At 72.4% G+C, this 14,837-nt stretch carries 8 protein-coding genes; 5 read left to right on the plus strand and 3 right to left on the minus strand.

Annotation, left to right across the window (positions count from 1 at the left end; all coding sequences use genetic code 11):
* Nucleotides 1–90: 90 nt before the first annotated feature.
* Complete coding sequence (locus tag ACGF8A_RS11005) at nt 91–984, minus strand: esterase/lipase family protein (protein WP_393106495.1); 894 nt, start codon at nt 982–984, stop codon at nt 91–93.
* 647 nt (nt 985–1,631) lie between these two features.
* Here ACGF8A_RS11005 and ACGF8A_RS11010 point away from each other — a divergent pair.
* Nucleotides 1,632–2,048, plus strand: a complete 417-nt coding sequence (locus ACGF8A_RS11010; protein WP_393106497.1) for a cobalamin B12-binding domain-containing protein — start codon at nt 1,632–1,634, stop codon at nt 2,046–2,048.
* A gap of 400 nt (nt 2,049–2,448) precedes the next feature.
* On the opposite strand, the gene ACGF8A_RS11015 is transcribed toward ACGF8A_RS11010, so the two are convergent.
* Together ACGF8A_RS11015 and ACGF8A_RS11020 are read right to left on the minus strand one after the other, a co-directional pair.
* Nucleotides 2,449–4,020: a DUF5691 domain-containing protein gene (locus ACGF8A_RS11015; RefSeq protein ID WP_393106726.1), complete on the minus strand. Its 1,572-nt coding sequence runs from the start codon at nt 4,018–4,020 to the stop codon at nt 2,449–2,451.
* Between the two features lie 277 nt (nt 4,021–4,297).
* A complete protein-coding gene (locus ACGF8A_RS11020; RefSeq protein ID WP_393106499.1) occupies nt 4,298–5,650 on the minus strand; it encodes an SWIM zinc finger family protein in 1,353 nt (450 codons plus the stop codon).
* Nucleotides 5,651–5,783: 133 nt separating this feature from the next.
* Between ACGF8A_RS11020 and ACGF8A_RS11025 the strand changes: the two genes are divergently transcribed.
* From ACGF8A_RS11025 to sucC, 4 genes are all read left to right on the plus strand, one after another.
* On the plus strand, nt 5,784–6,923 hold the full coding sequence (locus ACGF8A_RS11025) for an AAA family ATPase (RefSeq protein ID WP_393106501.1): 1,140 nt from the start codon (nt 5,784–5,786) through the stop codon (nt 6,921–6,923).
* 90 nt (nt 6,924–7,013) lie between these two features.
* The gene (locus ACGF8A_RS11030) at nt 7,014–9,458 is read left to right on the plus strand and encodes a DUF5682 family protein (protein ID WP_393106503.1); all 2,445 of its coding nucleotides are present in this window, start codon (nt 7,014–7,016) and stop codon (nt 9,456–9,458) included.
* 34 nt (nt 9,459–9,492) lie between these two features.
* Nucleotides 9,493–10,674 carry a VWA domain-containing protein gene (locus tag ACGF8A_RS11035; RefSeq protein ID WP_393106505.1) on the plus strand — a complete coding sequence of 394 codons (1,182 nt, stop codon included), beginning with the start codon at nt 9,493–9,495 and terminating at the stop codon, nt 10,672–10,674.
* Nucleotides 10,675–13,656: 2,982 nt separating this feature from the next.
* Nucleotides 13,657–14,835: an ADP-forming succinate--CoA ligase subunit beta gene (gene sucC / locus ACGF8A_RS11040; protein ID WP_393106507.1), complete on the plus strand. Its 1,179-nt coding sequence runs from the start codon at nt 13,657–13,659 to the stop codon at nt 14,833–14,835.
* Nucleotides 14,836–14,837: the final 2 nt, after the last annotated feature.

Raw genomic sequence — 14,837 nt, forward strand, 5'->3', positions numbered from 1 at the left:
CAGCGAGTGACCGGACGGGACCGGCGGGTGGCCGACAGGTGACCGGGCGGCGGTATGCGGGCGGTCATCGGGTGGGAACGGCCGGGCGCGTCAGGCCACGGTGAGGCCGCCGTCGTGCGCGGCGGGCTGGGCGTCTTCCGTGGTGCCGTGGTAGATGCCGTCGAGGGCCTGGCGTATCCCGGACGCGACGGCGGGATGCACCGGAAGCGCGAGATGGCCGATGCCGGTCACCCGGACGTTTCGCGCCTGCAGGTCCGGGTGCTCCAGGCAGGCCGCCTCCAGCGGGTCCATCAGGTGGTCGAGGTCGCTCCAGAAGCTCACGAACCGGGTACGGCACCCCGGCGTGGGCAGCGCCAGATCCTCGATGACGGCGGAGCCGGGGCGCATCTGGCGCACTATGGGGTGCGCGTTCGCCAGGGGCGCGACCCGGGTGCCGGAATGCGGCGTACCGAGTGTGACGAGTGTGCGGACGCGGGTGTCGCCGGCGAGTCGCTGCACGTAGTAGCGCGCGATCAGTCCGCCGAGGCTGTGGCCCACGATGTCGACCTGCCTGCTGTCGGTGCGCTCGCAGATCTCCTCTATGTGCCGGCCCAGCAGTTTGGCGGCCGTCCGGATGTCGCAGGTCAGCGGCGAGTAGTTGAGCGATACGACCTGCTGCCTGCCGTGCTGGGCCAGGGAGCGGCGCAGGAGCAGGAAGACCGAGCGGTTGTCGATGAAGCCGTGCAGCAGTACGACCGGGGGTTTGCTCTCCGTCGGGAGCTGGGCGGCGGCGCCTTCTGGGGGGAGCCGGGGAACCTGCGCACGGCGCTCCTGGATGATGCCGGAGGGGTACAGGATCAGGTGCCCGGCCAGGATCGCGATCTCCAGCGCGGTTGCTTTCAGGAGGGCCAATGAGAGTCCCGCGAGGCTGCCTGGGATCGGGAGCAGCTGCCGGTAGAGCGGTTCAAGGGGCTGCAGAGCCCTGGTGACCTGCGTGACCTTCATGGCCGACCTCCCGTCGGCACACGGTGGACGGCCTTGTCCCTCGTGTGCGTCCGTGGGAGTCGCGGTGGAGGATCGACGGGGCGCGAAGGGTGGGGCGAAGCGCTGGGTGGTTCGGGATGTGCGCCGGGTACGGGTGGTACGGGGTGTGCAGGTTCGGATGTCCTGGTGGGCCGACGGCGGGTCGCGGGGTGTGCGCTCCGGGCCGGCTGTCTGCTGTTGTGCGGGGTCGTGCCGTTGAGTGAGGCCTTGTGTGCGCTGTGAGGCTGGTGTGGTTTCGATGATGGATTCGATGGCCTGCGCTACGTGCCGTTGATGCCCTTCGACCTGCGTCGATGTGCCTCACCGCCCGTGGCGCGCGGCTCGCGGCGCGGGGGGTGGGGCGCCTCGTTGCGGCTCCCGTGGCGCGGGTTCCGTGGAACTCCGCGCGTATGAATGTGTCCCACTATGTGATTTCCCCCTCGGTCCACATCGTAAAACTGCCGGTGATGGGCTGCTAGCGATAACGTTCGTTCACTTCCTCGGTGGAGGTGCGGTCCGGCGAGCGTGCCGGGGCCGTGGGCGCGGGTGGCGCGCCACGCGTACGGGCATGAGGGATCTGTGCGGTACTTGTCGGTACGGATGGATGTATTCGCTTCATGGAGGCAGTGATGGGTGTGGCAGCCGGTCCGATCCGCGTGGTGGTGGCAAAGCCGGGGCTCGACGGCCACGATCGCGGGGCGAAGGTGATCGCCCGCGCGCTGCGGGACGCCGGTATGGAGGTCATCTACACCGGGCTTCACCAGACACCCGAGCAGATCGTCGACACGGCGATCCAGGAGGACGCCGACGCCATCGGCCTGTCGATCCTCTCCGGGGCGCACAACACGCTCTTCGCTGCCGTGATCGCCCTCCTCAAGGAGCGTGATGCGGCGGACATCCTGGTCTTCGGGGGCGGCATCATCCCCGAGGGGGACATCGCTCCGCTGAAGGAGAAGGGTGTCGCCGAGATCTTCACGCCCGGGGCGACGACCGCGTCGATCGTGGAGTGGGTACGGGCGAACGTACGGCAGCCCGCGGGGGCGTGACGTCTGCGCCGGTGAGGCGGGGTGCGGGTGATCTGGCGCCGCGCTTCCGCCGCCTGCGGCCGGGCGGATGCGTACCGGGGCGGTGAGGTTCGTTCCGGGAGGTTGCTCCGTTCGGGTGATGGGGTGGGGTTGAGGCCGGTGAGTGCTCGGTGGGCTCGCTGAGTGCTTGCAGGCGTGGCCGGGGTCTGTGAGGCGGCTGTCTCCTCGACAGCTCCGTGGTCCGTCTTCTGCGACGGGGCCGGGGGTGGGAGTGGGGTCAGGTGGTGCCTCGGTGCTCTCCTCGGTGCTCCTTTTCAGTGGTGTGGGTGGTGACGCGCGTGGAGTGGGTCGCTGTCGGGGCGTGGCGCGTACTCCGTTCGCGTGATGGGGCAGGTCATCTCGCCATCCTGGTCCGCTCCCGTCACGGCTCCAGCTCCTGCGCCATCGCCGCTCGCAGGCGCAGGGTCGTGACCAGGCGCTGGAAGGCCTCGGCCCAGTAGCCCCCCGCCCCTGGTGACGCGTTCTCCGGTTCCTCGGGTATCGCCAGGAGGCCGTCGAGGTGGTTCGCCTCGGCCGGGTCGAGGCAGCGCTCGGCCAGGCCCATCACTCCGCTGAAGCTCCATGGGTAACTCCCCGCGTCCCGCGCGATGTTCAGGGCTTCGACGACCGCACGCCCGAGCGAGGCGGACCACGGCACCGAGCAGACCCCCAGCAGCTGGAACGCCTCGGACAGCCCATGCGTACCGATGAATCCCGCGACCCAGTCGGCCCGCTCCCCGCCCCCCAGGGTGTCCAGCAGCTTGGCCCGCTCGGCCAGCGACACCGCGCCGGGGCCGCCGGCCTCCGGGGCCGAGGGCGTACCGAGCAAAGCGCGGGACCACTGGGCGTCGCCCTGCCGGCACGCCGCCCGGCACCAGGCGGCGTGCAGTTCGGCCTGCCAGTCATCGGCCACCGGTAGTGAGACGATCTCCTGGGGCGTGCGACCGCCCAGCCGGGCCTGCCAGGTGGTGAGTGGCGCGGCCTCCACCAACTGACCGAACCACCAGGAACGTTCACCGCGTCCGGCCGGAGCCTTGGCGACCACACCGTCCCGCTCCATGCCGGCGTCGCACTCGTGCGGTGCCTCGACGGTGAGCGTCGGCGTCGCCCCCGTGTGGTCCACGACCACACACGCGCCCGCCCGGACCGCCATCCGCGCGGCCAGCGCCGAGCCCGGCAGTGCGGAGAGCAGTTCTGCCGCGGTGGCCCGTACGTTGCGGCTCCGGTCGGCCAGGGCCTGCTCGAGGAACGGCTCGTCCTCGGCCGCGAGATTCGTACGAAGGGAGTCGAGGAACATCAGTCGGTCCTCGGCACGTTCCGTCGCCCAGGTCGATGCGAGGAGTTCCCGCGCGGTGGCGGGCGTCCGGGCGCGGAGGGCGGCCAGGAGGGAGACTCGTTCGGCGAACAGGCCTTCCTGCCAGAGCTGACGCACCTCTTCCATCTCCTCCAGGTGCGGCAGCGTCGTGCCACCGCCCGGGGTCGCGCGCAGGGCGAAGCGCCAGTCCTGGTTGAGGCGGGCCAGCCACAGGGCACGCGGACCGGCGAAGGTCAGCACGGCGGGGCGGATGTCCGTACGGCCGCGGGCGGCGTCCAGCAGAGCGGGCAGCGCCTCCGGGGGCGCCGTGTAATGGCGGGCGTTGGCCAGCGCGAGCCATTGGGGCAACAGCTCCATGAGGTCTGGTGCCGTGCCTCTGCGGCCCCCGCCGCCTGCGCCTGGGCGGTCGGCCAGCAGCAGGGCGAGCCTGCGGGCAGCGGCGGCGGGGAGAGGCGTGCGCGGGTCCGCAGGAGCCGGCTCCAAACGGGCTGCCGGACGGGCGGGGCGCACGCCGGCCCGGCGCCGTACGGTCTCCGCGGCGGCGGCGTCCAGCAGGGCCACGGGTGCCTCCCTGCCGGATGCGCAGGCCGATGGGGGCGGTGTGCGCCGGTCGGTGCCGAGCAGGGCGGTGGTGACCAGGTCCTCCCAGGGGGTGGCGGCCTCGCAGGGGGTGGTGGTCTGTGAGGGGGTGGCGGCCTCGCAGGCCGTGCCGGTCTGTGAGGGGGTGGCGGCCTCGTGGGGGTGCCCGGGCGAGGCGCCCGTGGCGGGCGGGTTCGCAGGAGTAGCGATCGTGTTCACGAGAGTCCTTTCCGTTGCAGGCCCATGGAGTTCGCGTTTGTCCTCTCGGAGGACGGCAGTGCCTTCGCACGCGTGGCGTTCCCCCCGGTGCGCCGGCATGCGGTTGAGAGGGGAAGGGTCAGCACAGTGACACCGCCGGTCCCGCCCCCTGCGGCCACGCCGTCAGTGGCGTGAAGCCCTGATGGCCGCATTCGCCGAAGACCTTGACGGGCGTGCCGCCCGAGAGCGCGACGAGACGCCAGAGGCCGGGACGGGAGCGGGCGGCCGGGGCGAGGGGCAGCGCGGCGTCCTCGTCGGCGTCTGCCAGTTGCCAGGAGTCGCCGTCCGGGGTCGGTATGACTCGCTCCAGGGTCACCGGGACCGAGTCGAGCCACGGGTCGGTGCGGAGCGCCTCGCCGTAGCGGGAGGCGGCCCGGGTCGTCGTGACGCCCGGCGGCCTTGTCGACGCCGGCGCCGGAGGGGCGAACTGCTCGCCCAGGGACACGCGCGCCTCGCCCGCGCCGGGGTAGGCCGACACTTCCGCATCCAAGGCCAGGCCGACCGGCAACGCCAGCTCGGGGGCGCGGCCGGCCGCCCCGTAAGAGAGGAGAAGGGCGGTGTGGCCGGAGTCCGCGCCGTACAGCCAGATCCGGCGCGTCGTGAGCCGCGGGTTCGCCCTGTCGTACTGGGCGAGGATCAGCCAGCGGTCGCGCAGCGGCGGTCCGTCCGCCGAGGCGGGCAGGCCGATACGGGAACGCACCGTCGCCGACAGGCTCTCCGGCAGCCGGTCGCGGTGCAGCCAGCCCTGGTCGAGGAGGTGGAGCAGCGCGCACTCCTCCAGCAGCCGCACCGGCCAGCCCGGCCCCGAGGCCGGGATCGCCCCCAACTCCTTCACGCGTGCCGCCAGTCCGGGTGCCTGGGCGTCGACCATACGGGCCGCCGTCTCCTCCCAGAGTCCGTACCCCGTCCTTTCGGCCGCGGCCAGCCCGCCGCGCAGCAGGTCAGCCAGGCGGTGTTCCAGCTCCGTCGCGCCCGCCGTGATCCGCTCGGCGCGGCGCTCGGCCCGCCGCCGGGCCGCCTCCGGGGCGGCGGCAGCCGGCGAACCCGCCGTGCCGGGCGTTCGCTTCTCCTCGGCCCGCTGCCGTCTGCCCGCTGTCCACTGCTCCGCCCAGTCCGGTGCCTGGCCCGGCGGCACCGCGCCGTCGCCGCCCGACCAGAGCAACAGCAGACCGAGCGCGTGCTTGCACGGGAACTTCCGGCTCGGACAACTGCACTTGTACGCGGGGCCGGACGCGTCCGCGATGTCGATGACCGTCTGGTACGGCTTGCTGCCACTGCCCTTGCACAGTCCCCATACCGTCCCCTCGTCCGAACTCCCCGTCCCGGACCACGGCCCGGCCGCTCCGAGTTTGCTTCCCGCTTTGCGTGACGTGACGTCAGGCGCCAGTGCCAGCACCTGATCCGCCGTCCAGCGCACCCCCTGCTGAGTCATGACATCGAAGGTAGATCCCCCCACTGACAATCGGTCCGGCGAGCGCGTTTGTGCAGGTCAGAACGCATTGTCAGTGGTGTGGTGCAACGTGGATGCCAGATCCGAACCGGCCGAGCTGGAGGGGGACTCAGCCATGCCTGTGTCCGTGGAACCGACATCCGTCGAGCTGACCGAGACCACGTCAGAACAAGAACCGGAAGTGCTGCGGCCGCATGCCGAGGACGCCTACGCGGGAGAACTCGCGGCGCTGGCCGCGCAGGACGACCGGCCGCGTCCGGCCCGCTGGAGGCTGTCACCGTGGGCCGTCGCCACCTACCTGCTGGGCGGGGCCCTGCCCGACGGCACGGTGATCACGCCGAAGTACGTGGGACCGCGTCGCATCGTCGAGGTCGCCGTCACCACGCTCGCCACCGACCGTGCCCTGCTCCTGCTCGGTGTGCCCGGCACCGCCAAGACCTGGGTCTCCGAGCACCTGGCGGCGGCGGTCAGCGGCGACTCGACCCTGCTGGTGCAGGGCACCGCCGGTACCCCGGAGGAGGCGATCCGGTACGGCTGGAACTACGCGCAGCTGCTGGCCCACGGCCCCAGCCGGGACGCCCTGGTGCCCAGCCCCGTCATGCGCGCCATGGCCGAAGGGATGACCGCGCGGGTCGAGGAGCTGACCCGGATCCCGGCCGACGTCCAGGACACGCTCATCACGATCCTGTCGGAGAAGACGCTGCCGATACCGGAGCTGGGGCAGGAGGTGCAGGCCGTCCGCGGCTTCAACCTGATCGCCACGGCCAACGACCGTGATCGCGGGGTCAACGAGCTGTCCAGCGCGCTGCGCCGGCGCTTCAACACCGTGGTGCTGCCGCTGCCGGACAGCGTCGAGGCCGAGGTCGACATCGTCTCGCGGCGCGTCGGACAGCTCGGTCGGTCCCTCGACCTGCCGGCCGTGCCGGACGGTGCCGACGAGATCCGGCGCGTGGTGACGGTGTTCCGTGAGCTGCGGGACGGAATCACGGCCGACGGCCGTACGAAGGTGAAGTCGCCCAGCGGCACCTTGTCCACCGCCGAAGCGATCTCCGTCGTCACCAACGGGCTCGCACTGGCCGCCCATTTCGGCGACGGCGTTCTGCGGCCGGGCGATGTCGCCGCCGGCATTCTCGGCGCGGTCGTCCGGGACCCGGCGGCGGACCGGGTCGTCTGGCAGGAGTACCTGGAGGCGGTCGTGCGGGAGCGGGACGGCTGGAAGGACTTCTACCGGGCCTGCCGGGAGGTGAGCGCATGAGCGTCACGACATGGGATGCACCGTACGGGAAGCACGGCGGCGCCGCGGGTGACGACGACTTGGGGTGGCCTCGGAGGCGAGGGGGACGGCGTGACGGCGGTTGAAGGCGCCCGGAGCAGCGGGGGGACCGGCACTGAACCGCTGCTGCTCGGCGTACGGCATCACGGACCGGGGTCGGCGCGCTCCGTGCGGGCGGCGCTGGACGCGGCCCGGCCGAAGGTGGTGCTGATCGAGGGCCCGCCGGAGGCCGACGCGTTGATTCCGCTGGCCGGCGACGAGGACATGCGGCCGCCGGTCGCCCTGCTCGCTCACGCCGTGGACGAGCCCGGGCGTTCGGCGTTCTGGCCGCTGGCCGAGTTCTCGCCGGAGTGGGTGGCGATCCGGTGGGCTCTGGAGCACGACGTACCGGCACGCTTCATCGACCTGCCGGCCACGCACACGCTGGTGTGGGGGAGGGGGCCGGAGACGGAGCGGGCCGGGGAGGGGGATCTGGGACCTGCGGTCGAGGGCACCCCCGCCGCGGCGGGCGGCGACGCCGGTGCGGACGCCGACTCCGGTGGCGGCGCCGATGACCAGGCCGAGGTGCGGATCGACCCGCTCGGTGTGCTTGCGGAGGCCGCCGGTCATGACGACGCCGAGCGCTGGTGGGAGGACGTCGTCGAGCATCGCGGGCCGGGCGCGGGCGACGCCTTCGCTCCGTTCGCCGTGGTCGAGGAGGCGATGGGGGCGCTGCGTGAGGTGTACGGGAGTGGGGGGCACGACCGGGACCTCGTGCGGGAGGCCTGCATGCGGTTGCAGATGAGGGCCGCACAGCGGGATTTCGGGAGCGGTGTCGCCGTGGTCTGCGGGGCGTGGCACGTCCCGGCGCTGCGGCGGAAGGTGACCGTCGCGGCCGATCGCGCGCTGGTCAAGGGGCTGCCCAAGGTCAAAGTAGACATGACCTGGGTGCCGTGGACGAACCGGCGGCTGGCCCGGGTGAGCGGTTACGGCGCGGGCATCGACTCGCCCGGCTGGTACGGGCATCTGTTCTCGGCGACGGACCGGCCCGTCGAGCGGTGGATGACCAAGGTGGCGGGGCTGCTGCGGGCCGAGGACCGGGCCGTCTCCTCGGCGCATGTCATCGAGGCGGTGCGGCTGGCCGAGACGCTCGCCGCGATGCGCGGCCGTCCGCTGGCGGGGCTCGGCGAGACGACCGACGCCGTGCGGGCGGTGATGTGTGAGGGATCGGACGTGCCACTGGCGTTGGTGCACGACCGGCTGGTGGTGGGGGACGATCTCGGGGAGGTGCCGGAGGCGGCGCCCGCCGTGCCACTGCAACGGGACCTCGCCCGGCTGCAACGGCGGCTGCGGCTGAAGCCGGAGGCGCTGGAGCGGGAGCTGGAGCTGGAGCTCGATCTGCGCAAGGAGACCGATGCCGGGCGCAGCAGGTTGCTGCATCGGCTGGGGTTGCTGGGTGTGGCGTGGGGCGAACCGGTGACCTCGAGGGGCAGCACAGGGACGTTCCGGGAGACCTGGCGGCTGCGCTGGGAGCCGGAGCTGTCGGTGCGGGTGGCCGAGGCGGGGGTGTGGGGGACGGCCGTCCTCGCCGCCGCGACCGCCAAGGCGGAGACGGACGCCACGGTGGCGCAGGGCCTCGCCGAGGTCACGGGCCTCGCCGAGCGCTGTCTGCTGGCCGAACTGCCGGATGCGCTCCCGGTGGTGATGCGGATCCTCGCCGACCGTGCCGCGCTCGACACGGACGTCGGTCATCTCGCCCAGGCACTGCCGGCTCTGGTCCGCTCGCTGCGCTACGGCGATGTACGCGGCACGGACACGGGTGCTCTCGCCGAGGTCGCCGCCGGCCTCGCCGAGCGGATCTTCGTCGGGCTGCCACCGGCCTGTGCCGCCCTCGACATCGACGCGGCCGAGGAGATGCGGCGTCATGTGGACGCCGTGCACACGGCGGTGGGGCTGCTCGGTGAGGCGCCGGCGGCCGGACATGGCGATCTGCGGCGCCGGTGGCACACGGTGCTGGGGGTTCTCTCCGGGCGGGACACGGTGCCCGGCCTGATCCGTGGGCGTGCGGTGCGGCTGCTGCTGGACGACGGGGAGCTGGCGCGGGACGAGGCGGCACGGCTGATGGGGCTGGTGCTCTCGCCGGGGACGCCGCCGGGGGACGCGGCCGCGTGGATCGAGGGGTTCGTCGGCGGGGGCGGCGGCGGGATGCTGCTGGTGCACGACGAGCGGCTGCTGGGGCTGGTCGACGGCTGGCTGACGGGGGTCCCGGCGGAGGCCTTCACGGACGTACTGCCGCTAATTCGGCGCACCTTCTCCGCGTATGAGCCGGGGGTCCGCAGAACGCTCGGTGAGCTGGTGCGCCGGGGGCCGGGACAGCGCGCCGGCACGGAGAGGGCCGGGGCGGGGACAGCGGGCTTCGGCCTGGGCCTCGACACCGAGCGGGCCGATGCCGTGCTGCCGGTGGTGCGGTTGCTCCTGGGGCTGGACGGAGGGGCGGCGGAACAGAACGGCGCCGCGTTGTCGGGGGTGGCGTCATGAGGAGGATCCAAGTGGTGCGTGGGGAGGAGGTCCTATGACCACGGAGGCGCTGGTGAGGGCTGAGCTGGACGATGCCGGGCGGGAGCGGCTGCGGCGCTGGCGGCTGGTGCTGGGGGGTGACACGGCGGACGGGACCGGGTGTGCGCTCGGTGGGCGGGACGCCGCGATGGACGGGGCGCTGACCGCGCTCTACGGAAAGGGGGACAAGCCGCGGACGGGCAGGGAGCGTTCGGCGGGGCTGGGGGTGTCGGCGCCGTCCGTGGCGCGCTGGCTCGGGGACATCCGGGCGTACTTCCCGTCGTCCGTCGTGCAGGTCATGCAGCGGGACGCCATCGACCGGCTCGGGCTGTCCGCGCTGTTGCTGGAGCCGGAGATGCTGGAGGCCGTGGAGGCGGACGTCCATCTCGTCGGCACGCTGCTGTCGCTGAACAAGGCGATGCCGGAGACGACGAAGGACACGGCGCGGGCGGTCGTGCGCAAGGTCGTCGAGGACCTGGAGAAGCGGCTCGCCACTCGTACCCGGGCCAGCCTGAGCGGTGCCCTCGACCGCAGTGCGCGCATCAACCGGCCGCGACACCACGACATCGACTGGAACCGCACCATCGCGGCCAACCTCAAGCACTACCTGCCGGAGTACCGAACGGTCGTACCGGAGCGGCTGATCGGTTACGGCCGGGCGTCCCAGTCAGTGAAGAAGGAGGTCATCCTCTGTATCGACCAGTCGGGATCCATGGCGGCTTCGGTGGTGTACGCGTCGGTGTTCGGGGCGGTGCTCGCCTCCATGCGGACGATCAACACGCGACTCGTGGTGTTCGACACCGCGGTCGTCGACCTGACCGACCAGCTTGACGACCCGGTGGACGTGCTCTTCGGCACGCAACTCGGCGGCGGTACCGACATCAACAGGGCGCTGGCGTACTGCCAGTCGCAGATCACCCGGCCCGCGGAGACGGTGGTCGTGCTGATCAGCGACCTCTACGAAGGGGGGATCCGGAACGAGATGCTCAAGCGCGTGGCGGCGATGAAGGGGGCGGGGGTTCAGTTCGTGACGCTGCTCGCGCTGTCCGACGAGGGCGCGCCCGCTTACGACCGGGAGCACGCGGCCGCGCTGGGGGCGCTCGGGGCGCCGGCGTTCGCCTGCACGCCGGATCTGTTCCCGTTGGTGATGGCGGCGGCGATCGAGAAGCGCCCGCTGCCGATACCGGACACCGCGTGATGCGCCCGAGGTGAGCGGGTTCGGCAGACACGCTGCGGGAAGGGGATGTGACTACCCATTGGTAACGCGGGGCTTGCGCAACCTCGGGAGTCACGTGCAAGTATCGACGCCTCACCAGCGGCGCGGTGGCTCCGCTTGCCGGTACCGCCCGGTCGTTGCTGCGCACTCGGCGATGCGTAGTCGTCGACGCGTGACTAGTTCCGCCGCACGGAGGATCCTCCCCCTTGTGATCTGGTCAGCCGCAGTGTCCGGCGCCGCCACGCGTGTGACGCGCGTGGCGGCGGGGCCGCGTGCGCTGCATTTGGCGCTGCTGGTGGGTGGGTTGCTCGTGCTGGGGGTGTTGTGCGGGCAGCGGACGCACGCGGCTGAAGGGGCGCCGGGTACGGGGGCTTTGACGCGGATGGCCGCGCCGGTGAGCGCGGGCCCGGGTGACCACGTTGGGGAGTTGAAGCCCGGGCGGGAGCGGGCGAGTGCCGAGGCCCGGCTGCGTGGCCCGCGGGGCGAGGCGGATGGGCCTGCGGGCCGGGCTGTTGCCCATCCCGTTGTCGAGGGCGTCGGGCGGTCCGTGGGCGAACGGGTTGTGCGGCCGGTAGTGGATGCCGGGAACTCGGTAAGAGGTCGGTCGGCCGGGGTCGCGGGTGGCGCGCCGGCGTCGCACGGGGTGCTTTTGCGGCCGGAGCCGCTGGAGTCGCCGCAGCCGCCGCAGCCGCCGCAGCCGCCGGAGTCGCTGGAGTCGCCGGAGTCGCTGGAGTCGCCGGTGCGGCCCGGGGCGGGCGGCTTGCGTGAGGTGCCTCGGGGGCATGACGGGGCTGGAGGGCTGCCTGAGGTAGCTCACGTGGCGGAGCGGTCTGATGGGGTTCGGCGGTCTGTCGTGGCGGAGGTGCCTCGTGTGCCTGAGCTGATCCCTGAGCCGTCTGGCGGGCCTCGGCGGCCTGTTGTGCCGGAGCCGTCCCGGGTGCCGGAGCCGTCTCACGTGCCTGACTTGGTTCCCGTGGCCGTCCTGCCTCGCCTGCCGGGACTTTCGGAGCGAGCCGGAGGGCTGTCCGAGGTGGCCGGGTCGGCTGGTGGGCTGTCCGAGGGGCCCGTGGTCTCGGGTCCTCCCGTGCTGCCCGATCTTGCAGGACCCTCCGGTATGGCCGGGCTTTCCGGCGTTCGCGGGTTCCTGAGCCTGCCGGGGATTCCCAGCGCAACAGGGCTTGCCGGCGCTCCAGGGCTTCTCGGCGTTCTGCCGCTTCCTGCGGTCCCGGCGCTTCCTGCGATCCCGGCGCTTTCTGGGGCGCCGACGGCTACCGGGCTTTCCGTAGTCCCTGGGGGCCTTGGGCTTCCCATAGCGCCCGGGGGGCCTGGGCTATCCGTGGTGCCCGGGGGGCCAGGGCGGCCCGGGGTCTTCGTTGTTCCGGGGCGGATACCGCCGCTTCCGGGCGTGGGGGAGCCGCGTTCCGGTGGTGGCTGGGATTCGGCCTCGCATGGCGGTGGTCCGGAGGGACGGGGCGGCGCGGTGGGGGCGCTCGGGGATCGCGGTCCGGGGCTTGGCGCTTCCGGTGCTGCTGGTGCCGGGGTGGACCGGAGCGCGGTGCGGCAGCGTGCGGGAGCCGGTGCGGAGTACGCGCCCATGCCTCCGGCTCCCGGCGGTGGGGGCGGCGACGCGGCGCTGCGCAGTCGGTCTGCGGCGGACGGTGGTTCGCTGCGGCACGGTGACGCCTGCGCGGTGGCCGTGAGCCAGTGCATGAAGGTGTGGCTCGTGCCGGGGACGGCTGTGCGTGTCGAGGCGTACGGGACGCGGGACCGGCATCGGGACATCCCCCTGTTCCCCGGATAGGGCAGACCCGTCGCGGGCCGCGTGGCCGGTGAGGCCGTCTCCGCCGTGCTCCGTCGTGCGGGCGTCGCGCGCTTCTGGCGCGCAGGGCAGGCCCAGCACCGGCATCAAGTCCCCGCCGCGCGTCGCGGCGGCGGGCACCGCGGCTGACCCTCGCAAGGCGCGTCAGACGCGCACCCAGGACGCGGTACGCCCTCAGGCGTGCCGTTCGACCCCGCAGGCACCCGGCACGGGCGGTCGAAAACCGTCGGCCGCCCGGACGGAACCCCTGCGGAGGGGGTCCGGCGGTCCCCATTGGGGTGGGGATCGCCGGATCGACGCCCCGCTGGGGCCCGATGGTCTCCTGTCGGGGCAGCTCAAGGGGCCTCACCGGGTCAACCCCAGCCCGGTGAGGCCCTGCGCCCTTCCCCGGCCCGGGGCACGTCCGGCACGGGGCACGTCCGGCCCGAGGCACGCACGTCCCGCCCGAGGCACGCCCGGCTCTGTCCCGGCGCCCCCATTTCTGACCCCGACCGGGCGGTCCCCGCTTCCGCCGTACCGGCCCCGGCCCCCTCCGCCCGCCTACACCCTTCCCGCACGCACCCGGCACCCTTCTCCCGAGCCCTCACCAAGCCCCTGATCCACTACTCTGCGCGTCCCCGGATCCACCCCTCCGCGCGCCCCGCACGTGCCGCCTCGGCCTCCCCGCACCCGCCCTTCCCCTCGACCCGTCCGTTCCCCCGCCCCCAGCCGATCCGTTCTTCCGCGCCACCCCCAACCCGTTCTCCCAGCCGCCGCCACCCCCGTTCTCCGACCCGACCCAACCCGACCCGACCCGATCCGTTCTCCCAGCCGCCGCCACCCCCGTTCTCCGACCCGACCCAACCCGACCCGACCCGTTCGCCCACTCCGCCTCCACCCGCTCCACCCCAACCCGCTCCCCACCCCGCCGCTCGTCACCGGCACTCCGTGCCAGTAAGCCCGACATCATGTGACAGGTATCACCGCTCACATGTGACGCGCGATTTAGAGGCCCCCCGCAAGCAGAGATAACCTGCGAGACGGACATGCCGCGCGCTCGGACACCGTGTGCGCTTCCCCTGTGACACATGCGGTCGTCACGTTGCCCTTCGCGGCACGCCCACGCATCCAACGAACCGCGAGATCACTGATAGGGACGGAAGCGCGTGGACCTGTTCGAGTACCAGGCGAGGGACCTCTTCGCCAAGCACGATGTACCGGTGCTGGCCGGTGAAGTCATCGACACGCCTGAGGCGGCGCGCGAGATCACCGAGCGGCTCGGCGGCAAGTCCGTCGTCAAGGCGCAGGTGAAGGTCGGTGGCCGCGGCAAGGCCGGTGGCGTGAAGCTGGCCGCCACCCCGGACGAGGCCGTCGCCCGCGCGACGGACATCCTCGGCATGGACATCAAGGGCCACACGGTCCACAAGGTCATGATCGCCGAGACCGCTCCGGAGATCGTCGAGGAGTACTACGTCTCCTTCCTCCTCGACCGCGCCAACCGCACCTTCCTCTCCATCGCCTCCGTCGAGGGCGGCGTGGAGATCGAGGAGGTGGCGGCCACCCGTCCGGAGGCCGTCGCCAAGATCGCGATCGACGCCATCGACGGTGTGGACGAGGCCAAGGCCCGCGAGATCGTCGAGGCCGCCAAGTTCCCGGCCGAGGTAGCCGACAAGGTCGTGAACGTCCTCGTCACGCTGTGGGACACCTTCATCAAGTCGGACGCCCTCCTCGTCGAGGTCAACCCGCTCGCGAAGGTCGCCTCCGGTGACGTCATCGCCCTGGACGGCAAGGTGTCGCTGGACGACAACGCCGAGTTCCGTCACGACTGGGACGATCTGCACGACAAGGCCGCGGCCAACCCGCTCGAGGCCGCCGCCAAGGAGAAGAACCTCAACTACGTCAAGCTCGACGGCGAGGTCGGCATCATCGGCAACGGCGCGGGTCTCGTGATGAGCACCCTGGACGTCGTCGCGTACGCCGGTGAGAAGCACGGCAACGTCAAGCCGGCCAACTTCCTGGACATCGGCGGCGGCGCCTCCGCCCAGGTGATGGCCAACGGTCTGGAGATCATCCTCGGCGACCCGGACGTCAAGTCCGTCTTCGTCAACGTCTTCGGTGGCATCACCGCCTGTGACGAGGTCGCCAACGGCATCGTCCAGGCCCTGAAGCTGCTGGAGGACCGTGGCGAGGAGGTCACCAAGCCGCTCGTCGTCCGCCTCGACGGCAACAACGCCGAGCTCGGCCGGCAGATCCTCACCGACGCCAACCACCCGCTGGTCCAGCGCGTCGACACCATGGACGGCGCGGCCGACAAGGCCGCCGAACTGGCCCACGCCGCCAAGTAAGC

It is taken from the genome of Streptomyces sp. NPDC047706, assembly GCF_043204795.1.
Lineage (GTDB): Bacteria > Actinomycetota > Actinomycetes > Streptomycetales > Streptomycetaceae > Streptomyces.